Below are 20,640 nucleotides of genomic sequence, written 5' to 3' on the forward strand. Positions count from 1 at the left end.
GAAAAATGGCACGTGAATTCGACATCAACAGGCTGCTGAGCCTCATGCCTCCGCCCGAAGGGGGTGGTGAGTCCGGTGACTGGGCGGCAGTCCAGTCGACTTGGGGCTTCCGGTTCCCGCGCGACTACACCGAGTTCATCACCCGGTATGGGCAGGGAGAGATCGACCGCTCCCTCGCCGTCTTCGCCCCTGACGAGCTGATGCCCGCAGACGCTCCGCAGCCGGGCATGCGCGGCATGACAGAGGAGGCGCGCTGGCTGTTCGAGGAAGATGGGGAATCGACAGAGCAGGTGCGTTCCGCCGAGCAGATCGTTGCCTGGGGAGGCTCCGCCACGGCCGACACCCTGGGCTGGTTGACGGTCGACGATGACCCCGACGCGTGGCCGGTCCTCGTGCTCGGCCGGAACGGCGGCCCGCCCTCGGTGTACGACATGGGCATGGTCGAGTTCCTCCACGGGCTGGTCTCGGGCGGAATCAGCCCGAGCCCGGTCGGTGCCGTTGTCACCTGGGGCGAGAAACCGCCCCGCTTCGTCCACTGGCAGGCTGACTAGCAGCGGGACACATGCAGCCACGTAACGAGTACGGATGCGGCTGCGGCTCGTGTGCCCCGAATTCCCTGCTCCTGTCCGGCCCTTACGCCGGACGGGAGCAGGGGGCGACTGAGGTAGCCGAGGAACTCCGCGCGCCGCGGCCGCGCGGCATTCAGGATCTGTGGTGCCTCGCCGTCGGTCGGGCCGCCTGGCGCGGATACGTCGCCCCTGCTGATGCGTGACGGATTCGGCCCGGGCCCGCGGCGCCCTACCGTCGGGGACGCCAGCAGGAAGACCGGCGGGAACCGGTAGGGATCCCGACGATGAGCCCCCAGGAGCAGCAGATGAGCGCCTACGCGATCGCCCAGGTCCACTCGGTGGAGTTCGGCCCCGACATCGTCGAGTACCTGGAGCGCATCGACGCCACCCTCGACCCCTTCGGCGGGCACTTCATCGTCCACGGCGGCACGTCGGAGACGGTCGAGGGCACGTGGGGCCAGGGCGGCACGATCGTCATCGCGTTCCCCGACCTCGAGCGGGCCCGCGCCTGGTGGCACTCGCCCGCCTACCGGGAGATCCTGCCGCTGCGCACCCGGCACATGGTGGCCGACATCGTCCTCGTCGACGGCGTGCGGGCCGGCTACCGCGCGGCGGACCCGCTTCGAGCGGGCGCCTGACGGGCGGGGCCCGCGGTTGACGGGATCGTTCGTGCCCGGGAGCATGTGCCGCCGCGCGTGGTGCGCGGGTCCGGGAGGCGGACCGGTGTCCCGAAACGGGGGGGTGCCTCTATGTCCTTCGTCAAGGCTGTGCGGGTCATGCTGCGGCGGTTTCGGGGGTGCGGGTCTCGTAGAGGGTGCCGTCTCGGAGCATGGCGAACAGGACGCTGATGCGTTGGCGGGCGAGGCGGAGGAGGGCCTGGGTGTGGGTCTTGCCGCGGGCGCGTTGCCGGTCGTAGTAGGCCCGGGATTCGGGGTCGTGGAGGGCCGCGAACGCGGAGAGGAACATGGCTCGTTTCAGAAGCCGGTTGCCGGTTCTAGGGGCGTGTTCGCCGTGGATGGAGGACCCGGAGGACTTGGTCGCCGGCGCCAGGCCGGCGTAGGAGGCCAGGTGGGCAGAGGTGGGGAAGCTGGTGGCGTCGCCGACGGTGACCAGCAGGGTGGCGGCGGTCCTGATCCCGACTCCGGGCATCGAGGTCAGGACCGTGGAAAGAGGGTGGGCCTCCAGGAGTTCGCTGATCTGGGCTTCGACGGCGCGTCGCTGTTCGTGGACGGCGGCGAGCGAGCGGGCCAGGGAGGGCACCACCGTGTCCAGGGTGGTGGTGCCCGGGACGACGACGGTCTGTTCGTCGAGTGCGTCGAAGATCTCGTCGATGAGGCGTTCGGCCATGCGCGGGGCCTTGGGTCGTATCAGGGTCACGAGTCTTCGGCGGCCGGCTTTGCGCAGGGCGGCCGGGGAGCCGTGCTGTTCGAGGAGGTGGGTGACGGCGGGGTGGTCCAGGCGCGGGCCGAGGACGCGTTCGAGGGAGGGGTGGAACTGGGTGAGCAGGCCGCGCAGGCGGTTGCTGGTGCGGGTGGCCTCGGCGGCGAGGTCCTGGTCGAAGCCGGTCAGGACGGTGAGCTGGGCCGCGGTCTCGTCGGCGAGTTCGAGGGCGCGCAGGGTGTGGGGCATGGTGCGGGCGGCGTCCGCGATCACGTGGGCGTCGCGGGCGTCGGTCTTCGCTTCGCCGGGGTAGAGGTCGGCGATGCGGCGCATGGCCAGGCCGGGCAGGTAGGCGACCTCGCAGCCGGCGTCACGGGCCACCGCGAGCGGCAGGGCGCCGATCGAGGCGGGCTGGTCGACGATGACCAGGACGCGGCCGAACTTGGCGGTGAGCTTGTCGAAGACGGCCCGCAGTTTCGGTTCGCTGTTGGGCAGCCGCTTGTCGAACACGGTCTTTCCCGTCGTGGTCAGGCCGTGGCCGTGGTGGTCGCCCTTGCCGACGTCCAGGCCGAGGAAGACCGCGATGTCACTCGTGTCGAACACCGAACCCCCCGAGGGTCGTTCATCGTCCCGGCCTCGCCCATCGGCACCGTTCGCGCGCATCCACGTTACGCAGACCCGGCACCCGTCAGCGGCCGGGCGTTGCGACCGGCCGGGTGCCGGTCAGGCCTCTCATCAGCGGTCACACGGTGCTCCGGGCCCGGTGACACCACCCCCCAGGTCATGCGATCGACAGGGGGCAACAGTCATGCCGGACCCGGAGGCCAGGAGCCCCGTTTCAGGGCCACGAAGAAGGTAACGGGTCATGACGTTCACGGTGTCCGCGCGGTCCGCGGGAGGGGCCGGCCTGGACGCCGCAGGAGTCATCGACGCGGTCGGCGAAGCCGTCACCGGGTTCACGCCGGCGACGAAGTGTTCGGCGTGACTCCGGGCGGCTCCTACGCCAGTACGCGCTGATGCCCGCCCCGGTGGCCAAGCCCACCGACCTGTACTGGGAGATCGCGGCCGCGCTCCCACCGTCGGCGAGACAGCCTTCCGCGCCCTGAAGCACCTGGACCTCGCGCCCGGCCAGACCGTGCTCATCCACGGCGCAGCCGGGAGCGTGGGCGCCATCGCCGTCCAGCTGGCCACAGCGCGCGGCGTCACCGTCGTCGCCACCGCCGGCGCCGACGACCTCGAGCGCGCGAGCGCCCTGGGCGCCACCGCCGTCGCCTACGGCCCGGGCTGGCCCGCACGCGTGCGCGCCGCTGCCCCGCAGGGCGTGGACGCGGTGCTCGACACCTCCGGAGCCGGCGTCCTGCCCGAATCCGTCGACCTGGCAGGCGGTCCCGACCACGTGATCACGATCGCCGACATGACCGCAGCCCGGCACGGGGTACACCTCACCGGTCTGGACCCCGCCGACCGCGCCCCAGAAGCCCTGCCCCAACTGGCGGAACTCGCCGCCGCCGCAAGCTGACCGTGGAGATCTGGCGCACCTACCCCCTCAAGGAAGCCGCACAGGCCCAGGACGACCTCGACAACGGCCGCAACCGCGGCAAGGCCGTCCTCCTGCCCTGACCGCACACACAAGAAGCCGCAAGAGCGCGCCGTTCAGGAGCTGTGCAAGCGCCTGGGGGCCCCGTACCACGGCGGTGCGCCGCGACGTCCGCGCCGGGTGGGTGCGGACGGCGATGCCGCAGCGCGTGGGGTGCACGACATCGGCCACGTGGTGACCCCGGTTTGCCGGCCGGGGATCGAGAGTGCGGCCCCGACGACCTGGATCACCGCACGCGAAGCGGGGGCGACACCACCGGCAAGCAGGGCCGGGAAGACCTGGCGGTCGGCACCTGGACGCTCGGCCGCTACCAATGGACCGGCACCGAGGTGCTGTCCCACTTCCTGGCGGGGGAGTTCTCCGTGCATGCTTCCAGGGCACCGCCACGAAAGAGCCGCTGCGCTGGTACGCCAACGTCGAGAAGCCCCACCAGCGCCACGCCGGCGGCATCGACACCCTCGACCTGTGCCTGGACCTCGTCGTCACCCCCGACCGGTCGGGGCACCACTGGAAGGGACCGCGACGAATACGACGAATGACGAATACGACGAATACAGCCGGCTGCCCCGGCGTCCGCCGACCTCGACGCAACGGGACGAGGGCCCGTCCTGCGCGGGTGCGCGGGACGGGCCCTCGTGGGTCACTCCGGTGGTGGCTGTCCGCCCACGGGTGGGGGCGGGGCGGCTCAGTACCAGTGGTGGGTCTGCCAGAAGGCCCAGGCGGCGTTGGGGCTGCCGTAGCGGGAGTTCATGTAGTCCAGCGCCCACTTGATCTGGGTCTTCGGGTTGGTCTTCCAGTCCGCACCGGCGGAGGCCATCTTGGAGGCCGGCAGCGCCTGGCCCAGGCCGTACGAGCCCGAGGCCGGGTTGGTGGCGGTGACGTTCCAGCCCGACTCGTGGGAGATGATCTGGCTGAACGAGGCCAGCTGGTCCGCCGGGACCATCTGCGCGGCGATCGTCTGCGGGGAGGCGGTGGCGGCGTTCGCGGTGGCGGGCAGGACACCCGCGCCCAGGGCGCTCACACCGGCGGCACCGACGAGAATCGCGGCAGAGGTACGCATACGGAGCTTGAAAGCGGGCATGAAGAGCAAGACCTCAATCAGGTTGGGCCGGTGTCACACCCCTGCACGACCATGGCCGGACAGGGGCCGAAGCGTCGGGGGGTGTGACTCGGCGGGTTAGCCGCATCCGGCGGGACAGGAGCCGGTGTGGCCGACGACGAATGCCAAGGTGCCAGAACGGTTCGGTGGTCTCCAAGACCCCCTCGTTACGATCCGCCGTCGTAGCCGGGGCGCGCGCAAGGGGGTCGGCGAACGGGCCGGCCCGAGGGTGGCGACCGTGGCGACCGCACCTGGCCTGCGGCAACCGGCTCCACCTCCGACGAGCCAAGACAAAACGGACATCACTATCCGTCGTCGTGGTCCGTGATCACGTGTGAGCGCACTCACCACCCCGACCCCCGCACCCTCACGCGGGGACCGTCTTCCACCACGCTGGGTCAAAGCCGAGCCCGAGCCGCTCGGCCCGGTGCGGCGGCGCTTCGGCCCACACGTCGCCGGGCCACCGCCCCGGCTGCGAGCGGCGCTGCGCGCCTTGCTGCGCTGCGCCCTTCGGTGGACTGCGATGCTGTCGGCGCCCGCGGCGAGTCGCCGGCGGCTGGCGGGAGGTGGCACGGCATGACCGCGGCGACGGCCGCGATGCTCACTCCGCAGCGGTGAGTCGCGCCAGGACGAGCCCGCCCAGGATCAGCGCCAGTGCGGCCGCTCGGCCCGGCCCGAGCGGCTCGTGCCGCACGACCGTGCCGAGTGCGAGGGCGCCGATCGTCCCGATGCCGGTGAACATCGCGTACGCGAGCCCCGCCGGGAGGTCGCGCATGGCCCGCGACAGCAGATAGACGGAGAGTGCGCCGAGCAGCACGCAGAGGCCGGTCGGGCCGGGGCGGGTGAAGCCCTCGGTCGGCTTGATGCTCTGCGACCACACGACCTCCACCAGGCCGGCCGCGATCAGGAGGAGCCAGGACACGCCCGCCTCACCGCCCCTGGCCGTCGGGAGCTTCGGATCCCTCGTCTGCCGTCCGCCGCCCGGCGGCCGCGGTTTTGGCCAGAGCGGCGGCCAGCGACCGGCCGGCGGGGGCTTCGGACGCCTCGCGGGCCATCCGCCGCCCCGCGGCCGCGGCTTCGGCCAGCGCGGCGGCCAGCGACTGCTCGTGCTGCGGGAGCCGTTCGGCCAGGGCCGGGTCGACGGTCGAGTTCGCCAGTTCGGTGCCGATCACGAGGGTGTCCTCCACGCCGTAGTGGCCGCGGAAGAAGTCCACCAGATAGCGCTCCTGGTGGTCGAAGGGCGCGCGCGGCGTGCCGGGCCGGTAGGAGCCGCCGCGGGCGGAGGCGATCACGAAGCGCCGCGGCCGGAGGTCCATCCGCGGGAAGGTGACCTGGTCGATCCAGAGCTTGAGCTGGGCCGGAACACCGAAGTTGTACATCGGGGTGCCGATCAGGACGACATCGGCGGCGAGCAGTTCGGTGAGCAGCGGTTCGAGGACGGCCCAGGCCTCGCGTTGGGCGTCGGTGCGCACCGCTTCACGGTAGCGGGCGGGCTCGACGATGCCTTCGCGCAGCAGGGTGTCGCAGATGGTGGTCCACGCCTCGCCGATCGGTGGCACCGGCCGGGCCGCGAGGTCACGGTGGACGTAGGTGTGCTGCGGCGTTGCGGCGCGCCAGGCGTCGGCGAACGCCGCGCCTGTCCGGCGGGAGAGGGAAGCGCGGCGCGCGCTGGCGTCGAGATGGAGCAGCTGCGGCATGGGACCCCCGGAAGAGCGATAAGTGGGCACGGTGTCCACTTGCCTGGTGTCCGATGCTAGCCCTCAAGTGGACACGGCGTCCACTTGATAGGATCGGCCCCATGCCGCCCGTCGAACGCGCCGATGCCGCCCGCAACCGAGCCAAGGTCCTGGAGGCGGCGGAGCGGCTGTTCGCCACCCGCGACCCGTCCGGCGTGACGATGGACGACATCGCCAAGGCCGCCGGCGTAGGCCGGGGCACGCTCTACCGCCGCTACCCCGACCGCGCCTCGATCGCCCGCGCGCTGCTGGACGCCCACGAGCACCGGATCCAGGAACAGCTCCTGCGCGGAGAAGGCCCATTGGGCCCGGAACCGGCGGCCACCCCCGCCGAGCGCCTCAGCGCCTTCTACTCGGCGATGGTCGACCTGCTGGAACGCCACTCCCACCTGCTGCTCGGTGCCGAGACCGGCCCCGCCCGCCTGGCCACCGGCGCCTACGGCTTCTGGCGCGCCCACGTCCGGATGCTCGCCGCCGCGGCACAGGCCCCCGACCCCGATGTCCTCGCCGACCACCTGCTGGCCCCCCTCGCCCCGGAGCTGTACCGCCGCCACCGCGACCAGGGCGTCTCCCCCGAACGCGTCGAAGCCGCGCTCCACCACCTCGCCCACCGCATGCTCGGCGGCGCGGAGAAGGTGGGGTGATTCGGCTGACCACCCGCCGGGCAGCAACGGAAACATCGGCCGATCGTGCACCGGGGCCCGGAGAGGAGGCAGGCGCCGGCGCGCGAGCCACAAGGGATCGGCGGCGGCCGCCTCCAGTGCGGCCCGTGCCCTCCGGGCAATCCGTCAGGGCTGCATGACGCCCGTCAACCAGCGACCCTCGGCGTCGAAGGGCAGGGCGGGTCTGTAAGAAGCACGGTGTAACTCCCGATCAAGGAAGTGCGCAGCTGGTCCGCAAGCGCCAGCGGTGGCTGTCCGGGGTGGACGAGATGGTGCTGTCCCTATCGGCCCGCGGTCTGACGCACGGTGAGATCTCCGCGCACCTGGCCGAGGTCTACGGCGCGGACGTGTCCAGGCAGACGACCTTTACCATCACCGACCAGATGATCGAGGGCATGTCCGAGTGGCAGAACCGGCCTCTCGACCCGGTCTACCCCGTGGTGTTCAACGACTGCGTGCACGTGAACCTCCGCGATGGCCAGGTCGCCGACCGGCCGATCTACGTCGCTCTCGGGTTCACGGTCGAGGGAACCCGCGAGATCCTCGGTGAGTTTCAGGTGTCGCCGCAGGTCAGCAGCCGGTAGAACGCTCTGCGGTACGCCGCCCGGACTTCGATCGCGTCCATCAGGTGCCCCGATCCACCCGCCGTCCGGGGAGCGGCGAGATGCTGGCGAAGGGAGCGGTTCAGGCGGCGTCGGGGGCGGCGCCATCCTCGCCATCACCGGGGACGGCACCGGCGGCCGGGCCGCCTACCCGAACGCCTCGGTCAGCCGACGTGCACGTCCACCGTGGTGAAACCGAGCGAGCGCAGCAGTTGTTGGAGCGCGTCCCTGGTGTTCTGCTCCGCGTGCTGCAGCAGGTCCGAGGACTGCGCGGCGTTCTGGATCCGCTGGGAGGCCAGCTGCTCCACCTGCTGCTGGTTGCCCGGGTTGCCGGAGAAGAAATCGCCGATCCGGTCGAACAGACCGCGCTCCTGGGAGTAGACGTAGGACTGCTTGGGGTCCAGCGCGACCTGCCCCAGCTGGGCGTGCGGCAGCGAGACCGTGGCGCTGCGCCGGTCGGCGGAGACCGATACGCCGGAGCCGGGGACCTTGCCGAGGTCAACGTAGGCCTCCACGGTCCCGGCTGCCACGTACAGCGTCCGGCGGCCGAGCAGGCTCGAGGGCAGGAAGGCGGCCTCGCGGTCGAGGTCGACCACCAGCTGGAAGTTGCCGCTCGCGGCCGTGTAGCGGCTCATGTCCTGGATGGACCTGAGCAGCACCGGCTGGCTGCGGTCGGTGGTCTTCTCGGCGAACGGGTCGGGCAGGCCCGGCAGCAGGTGGAGCGAGGCCGAGGCGACCAGGACCGCGGCGATCGCGGCAGAAGCGATCGACAGGCTGACGTACCGGGGGAGTCGGCGGCCGGCGAGCACGGGTGCGGGCGCTTGGGTGTCCGGAGTGGCTCTCCGGCGGGGGCGGCGGAACATGGCGATCTGCCTCCTCTGAGTGAACTCTGCTGATGTGAAGGGCGCATGAGTGTCCATCAGGCCGCCCAGGGCGGGTTCCCCGAACCCGGGCGGCCAACGCTTCCGGGGGACTGGCTGTTTGGAATCGCCTGAGCGGGAACCCGAATGACGGGACCGACCAGCCACTCCGAGCCGTGGCCGAACCGAAGGAGGAGCGGTATGAGCATCTGGATCGTTCTGGTGGTGGTCGTGCTGGCAGCCGCGGCGGCCCTCGCCGTACTGCTGCCGCGGCTGAACACCCGTCGGCTGCGACAGCGTTTCGGTCCGGAGTACGACCGGACGGTGCGGGTGCACGGCGGCCGCACCAGGGAGGCCGAGCACGAGCTGGCCGGTCGGCTGCGACAGGCCCGGCAGCTGGCGCTCACCCGGCTGCCGCAGCGCCGCGTCGAGGAGGTCGGCAACCAGCTCGCCGCCCTCCAGGAGCTGTTCGTCGACGACCCGGCCCGCTCGCTGGACGAGGCCATGACCCTTCTGGACGGCACGCTCGAGGAGATCGGCTTCCCGGCCGAGGGCCGGCTCGCCGTGCTCTCGGTCGACCACGCCGCCCTGGTGCCCGGCTACCGGTCCGCGCGGCGGGTGCTGGAGCGCAGCCGGTCGGAGCGGGTGGGCACCGAGGAACTGCGGACGGCGCTGCTGGCCGTGCGCGACCTGTGCCTCGAGGTGGCCCGCTCCGGCGGCGACGAGGAGGGCAGGACGGCCCCTGCCGGCAACTCCACCGGTGCCATCCGCCACTCCGGCCCGCGCCACGCCACCCGATGACGCCGACGACCTCACGAAGGAGAGGATGACCATGTCCCAGTACGGTTCCGCAGCCCGGAACAATTCCGATGACGCGCCGGCCCCGGACCCCCGCAGCGGTCGGGCGAACCTGGCCAAGCCGGACACCGCCCGCCGGCCCAGCGCCTACCCCCACGCCGCTCGCGCCGGAACGGCCCGCCCGGACCCGGCCGCCCCGGAGACCGGCCGCCCGGAAGCTTCGCCCGAACGACGCGCCGGCGGAGGTCGGTTCGCCGTCGTACCGGGAGGCGACCGGGCCGCAGAACCGCCGTTCGAGCCCGCCCAGCCCGTCCGCCCCCTCCCGGGCCCCCGGCTCGGTGACCCGGAACCGGCATTGGCGGCACCTGCGGAGAGCGGATCGAGCGGTTGGCTCGGCGTTGAGCGGACGCAGCGACTGCGGGCCGAATGGCACTCCGTCCAGGCGGGATTCGTCGACGATCCCCGTCAGGCCGTGCAGCAGGCCGACGCCCTGATCGAGAAGTCGGTCGGCCTGCTGGCCGAGGCCGTCACCGAGCGGCGCCACCGGCTGCGCGGCGCCGAAGCGGCACCGGACGGCGCGCCGGCTGCCAGCACGGAGGACCTGCGCCTCACTCTGCGCGAGTACCGGGCACTGCTGGACCGCCTCCTCGGCACCTGAACGACCAGCACACCCGGAGCGGAGGGGACGTCCGGGCGGCCCCTCCGGCCGTGCACCCCGGGTGTGCTTCGCCCGCCCTGATCTCATCGGCAGGGCCGGGTACCTGCAGGTCACTGCAGCCGGGCGCTCCCGTCACCTGCACATCAAGGCGCAGCACCTGCTCCCGTCGGCTGCTGGGCTGGGTCGAGGCCACCGGCGACGCGACGGCTGGGCCGCCTGCACCGGAAGGCCGCCTCCTCATTCGATGCCACCGACGGCCGGCCCTGGCTCTCCTCGGACGCCCCCACGCCGTCGCCCTGCTCCGGGCCGTTCCAGGACCAGCAGCTGACCTGACCCCGGCCAGCGGCGCGTAGGCGGTTCATCACGGGTTCAACGAGGCGACGCCTGCGGCGCGACGGGTGTTCACCCGTCCAGGCGGGAATGCGTCATCGGAGGTCTGATTTCGGCCGCGGCTATGGTTCCAAGGCAAAATCGGGGCCACCCCTTCGAAACGTATGCCAAAGTTCTGCTCGTGGCGCGAATGAAATATCACATGTGCCACATCGCGAAGTTCGTGAACGCCTCCCAGCTCTCGAAGGAAGAAGCCCATGAGCCCCCTCTCGCGTATCGCGGCCGCCGGGACCGGTGCCGCCGCGCTGCTTGCCGCCCCCGTTCCGGCGCTCGCTGACGCGCCGCAGCCCCCTGCCGCCACCACAACCACGTGCGGCTGGTCCGGCCTGCAGGCCGGCCTGTCCACCAAGGTGTGCGCGGAGGTGACGGGCGACCGCGTCGTGGTGTACGGCCGGATCGGGCTGGCGGGGCCGCCGTCGCCGGGGACGCCGTGGCCGCCGGCACCGCGGGAACTGATCACCGGGCTGTCGGCGGAGACCGCCGGTGGGGGATCGCTCGGCGCGGTGTCCGGGCGCACCGTGTTCACGGTCAGCACGGTGCGGGTGGACGGCGTCGTTGCCACGGTGCCGTGCGGCTCGGTCGTGCACGCCTCCTTCGCGGTGTCGGGCGCCTATCGAGGTCCGGTCCCGGTCACCCTGGAAGTGCCGGTGAACTGCTGACGCGCCTCGGGCGGCCGAGCCCGGGAGCCGGCGACGACCCGGGCTCGGCCCTCCGTCGCTCGGGCCGCCTGGCGCGGATACGTCGCCCCTGCTGATGCGTGACGGATTCGGCCCGGGCCCGCGGCGCCCTACCGTCGGGGACGTCAGCAGGAAACCGGCGGGAACCGGTAGGGATCCCGACGACGAGCCCCCAGGAGCAGCAGATGAGCGCCTACGCGATCGCCCAGGTCCACTCGGTGGAGTTCGGCCCCGACATCGTCGAGTACCTGGAGCGCATCGACGCCACCCTCGACCCCTTCGGCGGGCACTTCATCGTCCACGGCGGCACGTCGGAGACGGTCGAGGGCACGTGGGGCCAGGGCGGCACGATCGTCATCGCGTTCCCCGACCTCGAGCGGGCCCGCGCCTGGTGGAACTCGCCCGCCTACCGGGACATCCTGCCGCTGCGCACCCGGCACATGGTGGCCGACATCGTCCTCGTCGACGGCGTGCGGGCCGGCTACCGCGCGGCGGACTCGCTTCGAGCGGGCGCCTGATGCGCGGGGCCCGCGGTTGACGGGATCGTTCGTGCCCGGGAGCATGTGTCGCCGCGCGTGGTGCGCGGGTCCGGGAGGCGGACCGGTGTCCCGAAACGGGGGGTTCATGACGTTCAGGGTGTCCGCGCGGTCCGCGGGAGGGGCCGGCCTGGCCGCCGTCGCGGCGCTGGCGCTGGTCCTGGCCGCCGGTACGGCGGCCGGCGCGGCGGCACACGGCAGTGACGGGGCGTCGGCGCACGGGCCGGTGGCGTACGGGCCGGCCGTCGCCGGGGCGGCGCTTTTGCCCGGCGGGCCCAAGGCGCCCCCGCGGGCCGTCTCGATCACCGAGGGCGAGGTCGGCGAGGTGGGGCCGCGCGGGACGATCACCTACCCGTCCGTCACCAGCTGCCTGGTCGTCACCGTCCGCCTGCGCGACGGCGCCAAGGTCGGCGGCCACGCGAGCCTGTTCCAGGTCCCCGGGAAGTACGCCTCCGACGAGATCCTCCCGGCGATGCGGCGCGTCGTCGGCCACCGGCCGGTGCAGTCCGTCGACGTCAGCGGCGCTGTCGGCGCCTGGAACCCCTCCTACTTCCACACGGCCATCGAGCGCTACACCGACGGGTCGGCCCCCGCGCCGACGGCGGACGCCGGAGGGATCGGCGCCGCGGTCGCCGAACTCCTCGGCCTGCCGGCCGAAAAGATCACCGTCCGGGACGTGCCGGACGGCGACATCACCAGGTGAGCGCGCCCCGTCCTGCCACCGGCCACCACCATCCGCCGCCCCGCCACCGGCCACCGGCCACCGACCGTCGAGGGGCGGCGCGCCGCTACGCCCCCGTCCGCTCGCGCCACCAGGCGACGGTGGCCGCCACCTGCTCGGGCAGCGGCGTGGCCCGGAGCGTGAACGCCGCCTCGTAGGCACGGGAGTCCATGACGAACGGGCGGTCGAACTGGTAGCGGACCTCCCGCAGTTCCCGCAGCAGCGGGGAGAACAGCCCGGCCGCGCCGAGCAGGACGGGCGACAGGCGGCGCACCGCGACCGGGCCGGTGCCGGCCTGCGCCGCCAGGAGGGAGACCATGGCGCGGGCGGAGGCGGCGGGCGCGGTGGGCACGTGCCAGGCCCGGCCCCAGGCCAGCTCCTCGCCCGCGACCTCGACCAACGCCCGTGCCACGTCCGGTAGGTAGGTCCAGCTGTGCGGGGCGTCCGGATTCCCGAGCACCGTGACCGGGCGGCCCCCGAGCAGCGCCGGCACCACCCGGGCGGCCAGGTGGCCGCCGTCGGTGACACCCGGTCCGAAGAAGTCCGAGGCCCGCACCTCCACGGCCCGGATCCGCCCGGCCTCGTGCAGCGCCCGCGCCCGCTCCCAGGCCTGCGCCCGCACCCGCCCCTTGGGGCCGGTCGCGGCCAGCGGCAGGTCCTCGGTCATCGGGCGAGCGGGGTCGGGCCGCGGGCCGTAGCCGTACAGGTTGCCGAGCAGGACCAGGACCGCGCCGCTGTCCTCGGCCGCCGCGCACAGCGCGGAGACCAGGGCCGGCCAGCGCCCGGCCCACTGCGGCAGCGGCGGGGCGGCGCAGCCGTGGATGGCGACGGCGCCGCGGGCGGCCCGCGCCAGCCGCACCGGGTCACTCGCGTCCAGGGCGAGGTGCTCGACGCCCTCGACGGCCGGCCCGCCGGGACCTCCGGTGCGGGTGACCACCCGCACCTCGTGGCCCTGTCCGGCCAGCAGCCGGGCGGTGGCGGCCCCGGCGGGCCCGTGTCCGACGACCAGATGGAAGCTCATCCGCCCCACCCTAGCGGCGCCTTGCGGCCGGGCGGGGGGCGCCCTCGCGGGCCCCGCGGGGCAGCGCCGGATATCCGGTAGGGCGAACATACAAGAAGACTTATGCTGTGGGCGTTCATGATCTCTTCACAGGAAGCAGCAGGTTCCTCTGCATGAAGCTGCCCCGGGTGTCCGCCGTCGTCGCGGCCGCCGTTCTCGCCCCCGCCGTCCTGTTCCCCTCGACGGCCTCGGCGGCCGACGCCCCCCAGCCGACCGGGATCGCCGGCCCCGACACCGCCTCCGGCTCCGCCCCGGACGCCACGCCCGCCGAGGACGCCGACGGCCAGGAGCAGCGCGACCGCGCCGAGATCCAGCGGATCCTCGCCGACAAGGAGACCGGGCCCGGGGTGCGCGAGGCCGCCTCGAAGGCGCTCCAGGGCACCGCCGCCCAGATGCGGCACTTCCTGGCGGTCGAGCTGCCCAGGCTGCGCGCCGCGGACAACCAGGTGAAGGTCGCCCAGATCCTGTCCTCCGGCGGCCGCGCGGTGCGCGAGGCCGCCCGCAAGGCGCTGAACGGCAGCGACGAGGACGTCGCGACGTTCCTGAAGGTGGGCTGGCCCGCCGCCCAGGCCGAGGACGACCGCGTCGCGGTGCTGGCCGTCCTGGCGGACAAGAGCATCAGCAGCTACACCGCCGAGGCCGCCCAGAAGGCGCTCAACGGCACCCCGGCGGACCTGGCGCACTTCCTGACGGTCGAACTGCCCAGGCTGCGCGCGGACGACAACCGGGTCAAGGTCGCCCGGATCATGTCCACCGGCGGCCCGGCCGTGCGCGAGGCTGCCGGCAAGGCGCTGGACGGCGGCTACGAAGCCGTCCTGGCCTTCCTCGACGCGGGCTGGGCCAAGGCCCGCGCCGTGGACGAGGCCGCCGCGAACAAGCCCGCCGACAAGCCGGAAGACAAGCCTGCTGACAAGCCGGACGGCAAGGGCGCCGGCTCGTCGGACGGCAGGGGCGCCGGGCAGCAGGACCAGGGCGCCCAGCAGAGCGTCCAGCCGGCCGCCCTGACCGGGACCGGCACCGCCGACACCACCGGCACGAGCGTCACCACGGGCTCCGCCACCACGGGTTCCGCGACCGCGGTCACCACCGCGGCCGGCGGCACGCTCGCCGCCACCGGCACCGACGGGCTCGGCTGGGAGGCCGGCGGCGCCGCCGCGGCCCTGGCCGCCGGGGCCGCGCTGGTCGCCGTCTCCCGCCGCCGCACCAGCGAGAGCTGACACCCCGTACGTCCCCGGCCGTCGCCGCCGTCACGGCGACGGCCGGGGATACGCGCGCCCCGGGTTGCCGCGCGCCGGGCTCAGTCCCCGTCCCCGCCGCCGGTCACGCGCCGGCGCCGCGCGCGCTCGCGGCGCCGACCCCGCTCAAGACGCCGCAGCACCTCTCCCGCGCCGAGCGTGACGGCCGCGGCCGCGCGCGCCCAACGCGGCCCGCCGCGCTCGGCCCACACCACGCACCCGCACCCCGCCACGACCAGCACCAGCACCGCGACCAGCACCGCACCCACCACCACGGCCACCCCCTCCTCGCCCGCCGGCCGCCCGGTTCGGCCGCGAACCCCCCACTGTGCCAGGATTCCCACCCGGAAGTCCTGATGCCCGACCCGAGGAGACACCCGTGGCCACGGCCCGGTTCGCCACCCTGCACACCACGGCCGGCCCGATCCGGCTGGAACTGTTCCCCTTCCACGCCCCCAAGACGGTCCGCAACTTCGTCGAACTCGCCGAAGGCACCAAGGAGTACACCGACCCGCGCACCGGCGAGCCGGGCAGCGGCCCGTACTACGACAACACCCTGTTCCACCGGGTGATCGCGGGCTTCATGATCCAGGGCGGCGACCCGACCGGCACCGGCACCGGCGGCCCGGGCTACGCCTTCGCGGACGAGTTCCACCCCGAACTGTTCTTCACCAGGCCCTACCTGCTGGCGATGGCCAACTCCGGCCCCGGCACCAACGGTTCGCAGTTCTTCATCACCGTGGGAACCCCCGCCCACCTCAACCGCCGCCACACCATCTTCGGGCAGGTCGCCGACGCCGCCTCCAAGGCCGTGGTGGACGCGATCGCCACCGCACCCACCGAGAACGAACGCCCGGTCGAGGACGTGGTCATCGAATCGGTCGAGATCACCTACTCCTGAGCCCCACGGGCCCGGACCCCCGCGCCCCCGGATCCCCGCGGCCCCGGCCCGCGCCCCTGAGTCGTCCGGGCCGCGACCCTCTCCGAGAAGGACGTGCACCGCCCGGCCGGCGGCCCGCCGCCCGAGGTGCAGGCCGCCGACGGCACCCGCTACCCCAGGGTCGGCTCCGCCGTCCTGGCCCCGTGCGCCGAGCCCGACTCGGTCGGCCCCCGGCTGATCGCCCTGATCGACCTCGCCTCCGAGTCCCAGCACTGACGCCCCCACCCGCCACGCCCGGCCCGGAGCACCCCGGCCCGCCGCTCCGGGCGCGGCGGGCCGTCAGTGCTCCTCGACCGGCAGCAGCCCGCGCTCGCCGAAGACCTTCTTGGCGACGAAGGTCGCGTTGAGTGCCCTGGGAAAACCGCAGTACCCGGCCGCGTGCAGCAGCGCCTCGGTGATCTGCACGGGGGAGAGCCCGACATCGAGTGCCGCGTTGACGTGGACCTCCAGCTGGGGCTCGCAGCCGCCGAGCGCGGTCAGCATCCCCAGCGTCACCAACTGCCGGTCACGTGGCGACAGTTGCGGGCGGCTGTAGATCTCGCCGAACCCCCAGCCGACGATCTGCTGGGCCAGCTCCGGATTGACGTCGGCCAGCGCCTCCACCACCCGCCGCCCCGCCTCGCCGCTGACCCGGGCCATCGTCTCCATGCCCCGCTCGAACCGCTCCTGCCGCCAGCCGGCCTCGTCCGCGGGAACACCCATGGCGTCAGTCCTCTCTCGCGCCGGTCCCGACCGGCCGGCCGGTGACCACGGCAAGAACCGTAGGACCCCGAGCGGCCTTCGCGCCCGAACCCGCGCCGCAACGACCCGCCGCCAGCCCGTCCGGGGCCAGGCCGCCAGGCGGCCATGCCGGCCGCCGTGCGGGGGCCGCCAGCGCCGGTCGGCCCGCACCGGCCCCGGCCGCCTTCGCGGCACACCGGGCGGGTTGCGTTTGGATCACGGCGTGTCCGGTTTACGGCCAATGATCTGGAGTGCGGTGATTGAATTTGTTGGCACCCGTGTCAACGGGCTCTCATAATGCCTGCTGAGACACGTGATGGACGGTCCGGACAACCGCAGGGGAGCGGAATCCGAGAGTGGTCCGCGTGCGAAATCCACTTTTCCCTTGGGGGACTCCTTTGCCCGCGCCCGAAAACGAGAGCGCTTCCACCGAGCCGCCGCCGGCGCCCACCGCACCGCCGCAGCCCGCCGCGCCGCAGTCCGCGCCCGCCGCGCCCGAGGCCGTCGCGCCCGAGGCCGTCGCCCAGGCCGCGCCCGCGCCCGCTGTCGAGCCCACGCCCGAGCTCCAGGCCGCGCCCGAGTTCGAGGCCGCGCCCGAGGCCGTCGTCGAGTCCGCTGCCGCGCCGGCTCCGCGGCGCCTGCCGCGGGCCGTCACGGTGGCGCTGGCCACCGCGGGGCTGCTCGCCGTCACGGCGGCCAGCGCCACGCTCACCGTCGCCGTCGGCAAGCCGGACCCCCGCCCGGCCGCCGCCGCGCCCGCCCGGGCCACCACCGCTTCGGCGGCCGCGAGCGCGACGCCCTCCGCCGTCCCGGTACCGGTACCGGTGCCGACCGCCGCCCCGGCCGACCCCAAGCCCGCCAGCACCGTCAAGGGCACGGTCAACGGCTCCAAGCACGAGGGCGACCTGCGCTACTTCCTGCTCCCGATTCCCGACGGCGGCGAGTCGTACGGGCCCGCGGACGGGATGGCGATGACCCGCGACGACGTCGCCGAGATGTTCGGCAAGCCCGATGACATCGACTCCCTCCTCACCGGCCTCGGCTACAAGGACGGCGCCGTCCGCACCTACCGGACGGCCGACGGCAAGGCCGAAGTGACCGTCACCCTGCTGCACTTCGGCTCCGCCGACACCGCCAGCAGGTTCGTCAGGGGCTACACCATCAAGTCGCAGGAACCGATCGACATCGACGGCGACCCGAACGCCCACGGCTTCCGCAAGAAGCCCAAGAACGAGACGTACACCGGCTCGATGAGCGGCATCGGCAGCCAGGGCGACGTCCAGTACACCGTCGACGTCGAGGTGAAGGGCACCCCGGACAAGGCGCTGCTCAATGACCTGATGAAGCGCCAGCGCGAGTGGCTCGCCTCCGGCTGAGCCCGCGCCCCGCCCCTCCGCCGCACCCTTCACCCCTCGTTCTGGAGCCCCTTCCGTGACCACCGAACCCGCGCAGCCGCCGCCCGCGCCGGGCGACGCGCCGGCCGACGCACCGCCCGCGTCGCAGCCGCAGCCGGCCGCACCGGCCCACGCCACCCACGAGCCCCCGGCCACCGCCGCCGAGCCTCTGGCCACCACCCCCGAGTCCCCGGCCACCACCCCGGAAACCCCGGCCGCCGCCGAGGCCGCGCCGCGCGCCCCGCGCCGTCCACGCCCGGTGCTGCTGTGCGCCTGCGCCCTGGTCCTGGGCGCGCTGGCCGGCGTCGGCGTCGGCTACGCCGTCCAGGCCCAGCGCCCGCCCACGCCGCTGCCCGGGCTCCAGGTCGCCCGCCCGTCCTACCCGGCCCGGACGGTCGACGCGGCCGCCTTCGCCGCCGAGCAGCCCGCCCCGCTCGCCATCGACGGCGACCTGACCAAACTGCTGGTCAGCGCCCCGGAGGGCAGCGGCCCCTGGAGCGACTTCCCGGACAAGCCGAGCTGGATGTCGGCCGGTGACCTCGCCGAGCACAGCGGCCGCCCCGACGTCACGTTCAAGAGCCTCAACGCCTCCGGTTTCCGGCGCGCGGCCGAAGTGGACTGGAAGAAGGACGACATCAGGTACCGGGTCCTGCTCACCCAGTACGCGCCCGACCACGCCGAGGAGGCGAAGGCCTTCCGCGCGGAGTCCTTCGCCGACGACGCCAACGGCGGCGCCACGGTGTACGACCTGCCCATGCGCTGGTCCGACACCCAGGAGCAGTACTACTACGGCCTCGCCACCGCCAAGCGCGGCACGGTGCAGATGACGGTGGAGGTCTTCAGCCCCAAGCCGGTGGACGCCGCGGTCCTGAAGGACCTCGCCAAGCAGCAGTGGGAGCGGATGATATGACCGACGACACCGTGACCGGAACCCCGGCCGCCCCGCCCACGTCCCCGCCCGCAGGCCCGCCCACCGCGTCGGCTGCCACGCCGCCCGCCCCCGAGCAGCAGCCGTTCCCCGAGCAGTCCCACGACGAGAGCGCCACCGGACCGTCCCACGACGAGAGCGCGACCGGACAGCCCCACGGCGAGAGCGCCGCGCCCCGCTCCGCCTCGCGCCGCCTGCTGCGCGCCGGGGCCGCGACCGTCGCGGCGGCACTGGTCGGCGTGGCCATCGGCGTCGGCATCATCAAGACCCAGTACGACGACGCGGCCCCGGCCGCCACCGCCGGCCCCACCGGCGCGCCCGCCCCGACGGCCAGCGCCACGCCGTTCGGCGCCAAGTCCAACGGCAGCCACTTCGGCTCCCTGCGCGACCTGCTGCTGCCGGTCCCGGCCGGCTACGAACTCGGCCCGGACCAGGGCGGCTACGGCAACGACACCGAGTACGGCACCGAGCAGCTGGCGGGTGAACTGGAGGCCGAACTCCAGCAGATCCCCAAGGACAAGCGCGAGCGGCTGCGCTCCTACTGGGAGGGCCTGCACGTCAAGGGCACCGGCGTACGGACCTACCGCAGCGGCGGGGACGACCTGGTGATCGGCATCCGGCTGCGCCAGTTCAACCAGCAGGAGGTGCAGAAGATCAACGAGTACACGGCGATGTTCACCGGTGACACCGGGATCTTCCGCGTCGGCCCGTCGATCTCCGGCCACCCCGAGGCGCACTGCTACCTGATGCCGGCACCGCCATCCGCGCCGATCGACCGCATGGAGTGCTCGGCCGCCGAGGGCGACCTCCTGGTGATCATGGAGACCGAGGGCCTGGCGCCTCTGCCCAAGGACAAGATCGTCGCCCTCTTCACCATGCAGCTCGACCGCCTCGCCCTCCCGGGAGCGTCCGTATGACCGACCAGCCCGCCGCGCCGCAGCCACCGCAGCCCGCACCGCAGTCGCCGCAGCCCGCCCCGGACCCGGCCGCCCCGGCCCCCGACGCGGCGCAGACCCCCGAGCCCGCGCAGGTCCCCGAGCCCGTCCCGGCCCCCGAGCCCGCGCAGGTCCCCGAGCCCGTCCCGGCCCCCGAGGCCGGGCAGGCCGCCGGAGCGCAGGAAACCGGCACGACCCCGGAGAGCTCCGAGGAGCGGGCCGCCCGGCGCACCCGCCGCCGCAGGGCCGCGGTGCGCTGGAGCTGCGCCGTGCTGGTGTTCGCCCTCGCCGGCACCGGAGCCGCGATGGCCGTCACCGCGCCCGAGCGCACCGACCTGCCCGGCCTGGCCACCGCCGGCGACGGCCGCTACACCTTCCCGCCGCTGACCCTGCCGCCGCTGCCCTCGGGCAAGCCCGCGCCGGACGCCAAGGGCAAGGTGCCCCACTACGCGGACCTGCGCTACCTGCTGCTGCCCGCGCCCAAGGAGGCCGGCGGCTCCGTGGCCGCGCCCGTCTTCCCGGTGCCCACCGCCACCCCCTCCGCCTCCGCCGCGCCGTCGGCCACCGCCGCGCCGTCGGCCACCGCCACCGCCACCGCCACCGCCACCGCCGCGCCGCCGGCGACCGCGGGCGCCGGCGGCGCCCCTTCGGCGGCCGCCGGGACGTCCCCGGCCTCCTGGGTGCCCTGCGACGCGCTGCTCGCCGAGCAGAAGGACCCGGCCAAGCTGCGCGCGGTGCTCCTGGAGAACGCGTGCCGCGCGGCCACCGTCCGGGAGTGGACGGCCTCCGACGGCACCCGCACGCAGATCCGGCTGCTGCGCTTCGGCTCCTCGGGTGAGGCCTGGAGCACCTTCTCCACCGCGCGCTCGGAGAGCCCGCTCAAGGCCGCGCCCGACGCGAAGACCGCCCCGCACGGCGACTGGGACGCGGTCGAGGGCGTGGACGTGACTCTCAAGGACTCCGCGGAGAGTGCCGGCAAGGGCCTGCCGACCGCCCGTCTGGCGTACCTGTCGGCCTCCGACGTCCTGGCCGTCATCACCATGACGAACCCCCGGGGCGTGCCCACCGCGGCGTTCCGCCAGGTCGTCACCCTCCAGTCCGACCTGCTCGCCTGACCGCCCGCCGCCTGCCGCCCGCCCCGGC

Annotated in this window: 24 protein-coding genes and 2 pseudogenes; 18 read left to right on the forward strand and 8 right to left on the reverse strand. The window is 73.9% G+C overall.

Annotation, left to right across the window (positions count from 1 at the left end; translation table 11 throughout):
• Positions 1–5 precede the first annotated feature (5 nt).
• Both ACGF07_RS04380 and ACGF07_RS04385 read left to right on the forward strand, forming a co-directional pair.
• Positions 6–551 carry an SMI1/KNR4 family protein gene (locus ACGF07_RS04380; protein WP_392895319.1) on the forward strand — a complete coding sequence of 182 codons (546 nt, stop codon included), beginning with the start codon at positions 6–8 and terminating at the stop codon, positions 549–551.
• A gap of 323 nt (positions 552–874) precedes the next feature.
• Positions 875–1,207, forward strand: coding sequence for a DUF1330 domain-containing protein (locus tag ACGF07_RS04385; protein ID WP_392895537.1), 333 nt, complete (start codon positions 875–877; stop codon positions 1,205–1,207).
• A 136-nt stretch (positions 1,208–1,343) separates the two neighbouring features.
• Here the strand turns inward: ACGF07_RS04385 and ACGF07_RS04390 are convergent, their stop codons facing one another.
• Complete coding sequence (locus ACGF07_RS04390) at positions 1,344–2,552, reverse strand: IS110 family transposase (protein ID WP_392895321.1); 1,209 nt, start codon at positions 2,550–2,552, stop codon at positions 1,344–1,346.
• Between the two features lie 559 nt (positions 2,553–3,111).
• On the opposite strand from ACGF07_RS04390, the gene ACGF07_RS04395 reads away from it, so the two are divergent.
• Positions 3,112–3,468, forward strand: coding sequence for a zinc-binding dehydrogenase (locus ACGF07_RS04395; RefSeq protein WP_392895323.1), 357 nt, complete (start codon positions 3,112–3,114; stop codon positions 3,466–3,468).
• A gap of 391 nt (positions 3,469–3,859) precedes the next feature.
• Positions 3,860–4,030: pseudogene (locus ACGF07_RS04400) on the forward strand (DUF402 domain-containing protein); the annotation flags it as partial.
• A gap of 201 nt (positions 4,031–4,231) precedes the next feature.
• Here the strand turns inward: ACGF07_RS04400 and ACGF07_RS04405 are convergent.
• The 3 genes from ACGF07_RS04405 to ACGF07_RS04415 all read right to left on the reverse strand — a co-directional run bounded on the left by ACGF07_RS04405 (position 4,232) and on the right by ACGF07_RS04415 (position 6,342).
• Entirely contained in the window at positions 4,232–4,606 is a 375-nt protein-coding gene (locus ACGF07_RS04405; protein WP_392895325.1) for a transglycosylase SLT domain-containing protein, read from the reverse strand.
• A gap of 640 nt (positions 4,607–5,246) precedes the next feature.
• A complete protein-coding gene (locus ACGF07_RS04410; RefSeq protein WP_392895327.1) occupies positions 5,247–5,567 on the reverse strand; it encodes a DMT family transporter in 321 nt (106 codons plus the stop codon).
• Between the two features lie 7 nt (positions 5,568–5,574).
• Entirely contained in the window at positions 5,575–6,342 is a 768-nt protein-coding gene (locus ACGF07_RS04415) for an FMN-dependent NADH-azoreductase (protein WP_392895329.1), read from the reverse strand.
• Between the two features lie 101 nt (positions 6,343–6,443).
• Here ACGF07_RS04415 and ACGF07_RS04420 point away from each other — a divergent pair, with 101 nt between their 5' ends.
• Entirely contained in the window at positions 6,444–7,025 is a 582-nt protein-coding gene (locus ACGF07_RS04420; protein WP_392895331.1) for a TetR/AcrR family transcriptional regulator, read from the forward strand.
• Positions 7,026–7,270: 245 nt separating this feature from the next.
• Positions 7,271–7,591: pseudogene (locus tag ACGF07_RS04425) on the forward strand (transposase); the annotation flags it as partial.
• 218 nt (positions 7,592–7,809) lie between these two features.
• Here ACGF07_RS04425 and ACGF07_RS04430 read toward each other — a convergent pair.
• Complete coding sequence (locus ACGF07_RS04430; RefSeq protein ID WP_392895333.1) at positions 7,810–8,508, reverse strand: DUF4230 domain-containing protein; 699 nt, start codon at positions 8,506–8,508, stop codon at positions 7,810–7,812.
• Between the two features lie 198 nt (positions 8,509–8,706).
• Here ACGF07_RS04430 and ACGF07_RS04435 point away from each other — a divergent pair, with 198 nt between their 5' ends.
• From ACGF07_RS04435 to ACGF07_RS04455, 5 genes are all read left to right on the forward strand, one after another.
• The gene (locus ACGF07_RS04435; protein WP_392895335.1) at positions 8,707–9,306 is read left to right on the forward strand and encodes a hypothetical protein; all 600 of its coding nucleotides are present in this window, start codon (positions 8,707–8,709) and stop codon (positions 9,304–9,306) included.
• Positions 9,307–9,658: 352 nt separating this feature from the next.
• Complete coding sequence (locus ACGF07_RS04440) at positions 9,659–9,961, forward strand: hypothetical protein (RefSeq protein ID WP_392895337.1); 303 nt, start codon at positions 9,659–9,661, stop codon at positions 9,959–9,961.
• A gap of 587 nt (positions 9,962–10,548) precedes the next feature.
• On the forward strand, positions 10,549–11,010 hold the full coding sequence (locus ACGF07_RS04445; RefSeq protein ID WP_392895339.1) for a hypothetical protein: 462 nt from the start codon (positions 10,549–10,551) through the stop codon (positions 11,008–11,010).
• A 203-nt stretch (positions 11,011–11,213) separates the two neighbouring features.
• Positions 11,214–11,546 (forward strand): DUF1330 domain-containing protein, encoded by a 333-nt coding sequence (locus ACGF07_RS04450; RefSeq protein WP_392895341.1) that lies wholly within the window; start codon positions 11,214–11,216, stop codon positions 11,544–11,546.
• 106 nt (positions 11,547–11,652) lie between these two features.
• Positions 11,653–12,267: a hypothetical protein gene (locus ACGF07_RS04455; protein WP_392895343.1), complete on the forward strand. Its 615-nt coding sequence runs from the start codon at positions 11,653–11,655 to the stop codon at positions 12,265–12,267.
• A gap of 85 nt (positions 12,268–12,352) precedes the next feature.
• Here ACGF07_RS04455 and ACGF07_RS04460 read toward each other — a convergent pair whose 3' ends face one another.
• Complete coding sequence (locus ACGF07_RS04460; RefSeq protein ID WP_392895345.1) at positions 12,353–13,306, reverse strand: NAD-dependent epimerase/dehydratase family protein; 954 nt, start codon at positions 13,304–13,306, stop codon at positions 12,353–12,355.
• 152 nt (positions 13,307–13,458) lie between these two features.
• On the opposite strand from ACGF07_RS04460, the gene ACGF07_RS04465 reads away from it, so the two are divergent.
• A complete protein-coding gene (locus ACGF07_RS04465; RefSeq protein WP_392895347.1) occupies positions 13,459–14,562 on the forward strand; it encodes an ALF repeat-containing protein in 1,104 nt (367 codons plus the stop codon).
• Positions 14,563–14,642: 80 nt separating this feature from the next.
• Here ACGF07_RS04465 and ACGF07_RS04470 read toward each other — a convergent pair whose 3' ends face one another.
• A complete protein-coding gene (locus tag ACGF07_RS04470) occupies positions 14,643–14,861 on the reverse strand; it encodes a hypothetical protein (RefSeq protein WP_392895349.1) in 219 nt (72 codons plus the stop codon).
• A 98-nt stretch (positions 14,862–14,959) separates the two neighbouring features.
• On the opposite strand from ACGF07_RS04470, the gene ACGF07_RS04475 reads away from it, so the two are divergent.
• Together ACGF07_RS04475 and ACGF07_RS04480 are read left to right on the forward strand one after the other, a co-directional pair.
• Positions 14,960–15,481: a peptidylprolyl isomerase gene (locus ACGF07_RS04475; protein WP_392895351.1), complete on the forward strand. Its 522-nt coding sequence runs from the start codon at positions 14,960–14,962 to the stop codon at positions 15,479–15,481.
• Positions 15,482–15,574: 93 nt separating this feature from the next.
• Positions 15,575–15,736 (forward strand): hypothetical protein, encoded by a 162-nt coding sequence (locus tag ACGF07_RS04480; protein ID WP_392895353.1) that lies wholly within the window; start codon positions 15,575–15,577, stop codon positions 15,734–15,736.
• A gap of 63 nt (positions 15,737–15,799) precedes the next feature.
• Here the strand turns inward: ACGF07_RS04480 and ACGF07_RS04485 are convergent, their stop codons facing one another.
• Positions 15,800–16,222: a carboxymuconolactone decarboxylase family protein gene (locus ACGF07_RS04485; RefSeq protein WP_392895355.1), complete on the reverse strand. Its 423-nt coding sequence runs from the start codon at positions 16,220–16,222 to the stop codon at positions 15,800–15,802.
• Positions 16,223–16,638: 416 nt separating this feature from the next.
• On the opposite strand from ACGF07_RS04485, the gene ACGF07_RS04490 reads away from it, so the two are divergent.
• Genes ACGF07_RS04490 through ACGF07_RS04505 form a run of 4 tightly spaced genes read left to right on the forward strand, consistent with a single transcriptional unit; the run spans position 16,639 to position 20,612 of the window.
• Complete coding sequence (locus ACGF07_RS04490; RefSeq protein WP_392895357.1) at positions 16,639–17,616, forward strand: hypothetical protein; 978 nt, start codon at positions 16,639–16,641, stop codon at positions 17,614–17,616.
• A 55-nt stretch (positions 17,617–17,671) separates the two neighbouring features.
• Positions 17,672–18,544: a hypothetical protein gene (locus tag ACGF07_RS04495; protein WP_392895359.1), complete on the forward strand. Its 873-nt coding sequence runs from the start codon at positions 17,672–17,674 to the stop codon at positions 18,542–18,544.
• Positions 18,541–19,479 (forward strand): hypothetical protein, encoded by a 939-nt coding sequence (locus ACGF07_RS04500; RefSeq protein ID WP_392895361.1) that lies wholly within the window; start codon positions 18,541–18,543, stop codon positions 19,477–19,479. The genes ACGF07_RS04495 and ACGF07_RS04500 overlap by 4 nt, the downstream gene beginning before the upstream one ends.
• Positions 19,476–20,612, forward strand: a complete 1,137-nt coding sequence (locus ACGF07_RS04505) for a hypothetical protein (RefSeq protein ID WP_392895363.1) — start codon at positions 19,476–19,478, stop codon at positions 20,610–20,612. The genes ACGF07_RS04500 and ACGF07_RS04505 overlap by 4 nt, the downstream gene beginning before the upstream one ends.
• Positions 20,613–20,640: the final 28 nt, after the last annotated feature.

This window comes from Kitasatospora sp. NPDC048194 (assembly GCF_043202455.1).
GTDB lineage: Bacteria > Actinomycetota > Actinomycetes > Streptomycetales > Streptomycetaceae > Kitasatospora.

Excerpts from the sequence above, each read along its gene's own strand:
- ACGF07_RS04380 (WP_392895319.1), top strand. The coding sequence starts at position 6 with ATGGCACGTGAATTCGACATCAACAGGCTGCTGAGCCTCATGCCTCCG.
- ACGF07_RS04385 (WP_392895537.1), top strand. The coding sequence starts at position 875 with ATGAGCGCCTACGCGATCGCCCAGGTCCACTCGGTGGAGTTCGGCCCC.
- ACGF07_RS04405 (WP_392895325.1), bottom strand. The coding sequence starts at position 4,606 with ATGCGTACCTCTGCCGCGATTCTCGTCGGTGCCGCCGGTGTGAGCGCC.
- ACGF07_RS04415 (WP_392895329.1), bottom strand. The coding sequence starts at position 6,342 with ATGCCGCAGCTGCTCCATCTCGACGCCAGCGCGCGCCGCGCTTCCCTC.
- ACGF07_RS04420 (WP_392895331.1), top strand. The coding sequence starts at position 6,444 with ATGCCGCCCGTCGAACGCGCCGATGCCGCCCGCAACCGAGCCAAGGTC.
- ACGF07_RS04430 (WP_392895333.1), bottom strand. The coding sequence starts at position 8,508 with ATGTTCCGCCGCCCCCGCCGGAGAGCCACTCCGGACACCCAAGCGCCC.
- ACGF07_RS04435 (WP_392895335.1), top strand. The coding sequence starts at position 8,707 with ATGAGCATCTGGATCGTTCTGGTGGTGGTCGTGCTGGCAGCCGCGGCG.
- ACGF07_RS04445 (WP_392895339.1), top strand. The coding sequence starts at position 10,549 with ATGAGCCCCCTCTCGCGTATCGCGGCCGCCGGGACCGGTGCCGCCGCG.
- ACGF07_RS04450 (WP_392895341.1), top strand. The coding sequence starts at position 11,214 with ATGAGCGCCTACGCGATCGCCCAGGTCCACTCGGTGGAGTTCGGCCCC.
- ACGF07_RS04455 (WP_392895343.1), top strand. The coding sequence starts at position 11,653 with ATGACGTTCAGGGTGTCCGCGCGGTCCGCGGGAGGGGCCGGCCTGGCC.
- ACGF07_RS04460 (WP_392895345.1), bottom strand. The coding sequence starts at position 13,306 with ATGAGCTTCCATCTGGTCGTCGGACACGGGCCCGCCGGGGCCGCCACC.
- ACGF07_RS04465 (WP_392895347.1), top strand. The coding sequence starts at position 13,459 with ATGAAGCTGCCCCGGGTGTCCGCCGTCGTCGCGGCCGCCGTTCTCGCC.
- ACGF07_RS04485 (WP_392895355.1), bottom strand. The coding sequence starts at position 16,222 with ATGGGTGTTCCCGCGGACGAGGCCGGCTGGCGGCAGGAGCGGTTCGAG.
- ACGF07_RS04500 (WP_392895361.1), top strand. The coding sequence starts at position 18,541 with ATGACCGACGACACCGTGACCGGAACCCCGGCCGCCCCGCCCACGTCC.
- ACGF07_RS04505 (WP_392895363.1), top strand. The coding sequence starts at position 19,476 with ATGACCGACCAGCCCGCCGCGCCGCAGCCACCGCAGCCCGCACCGCAG.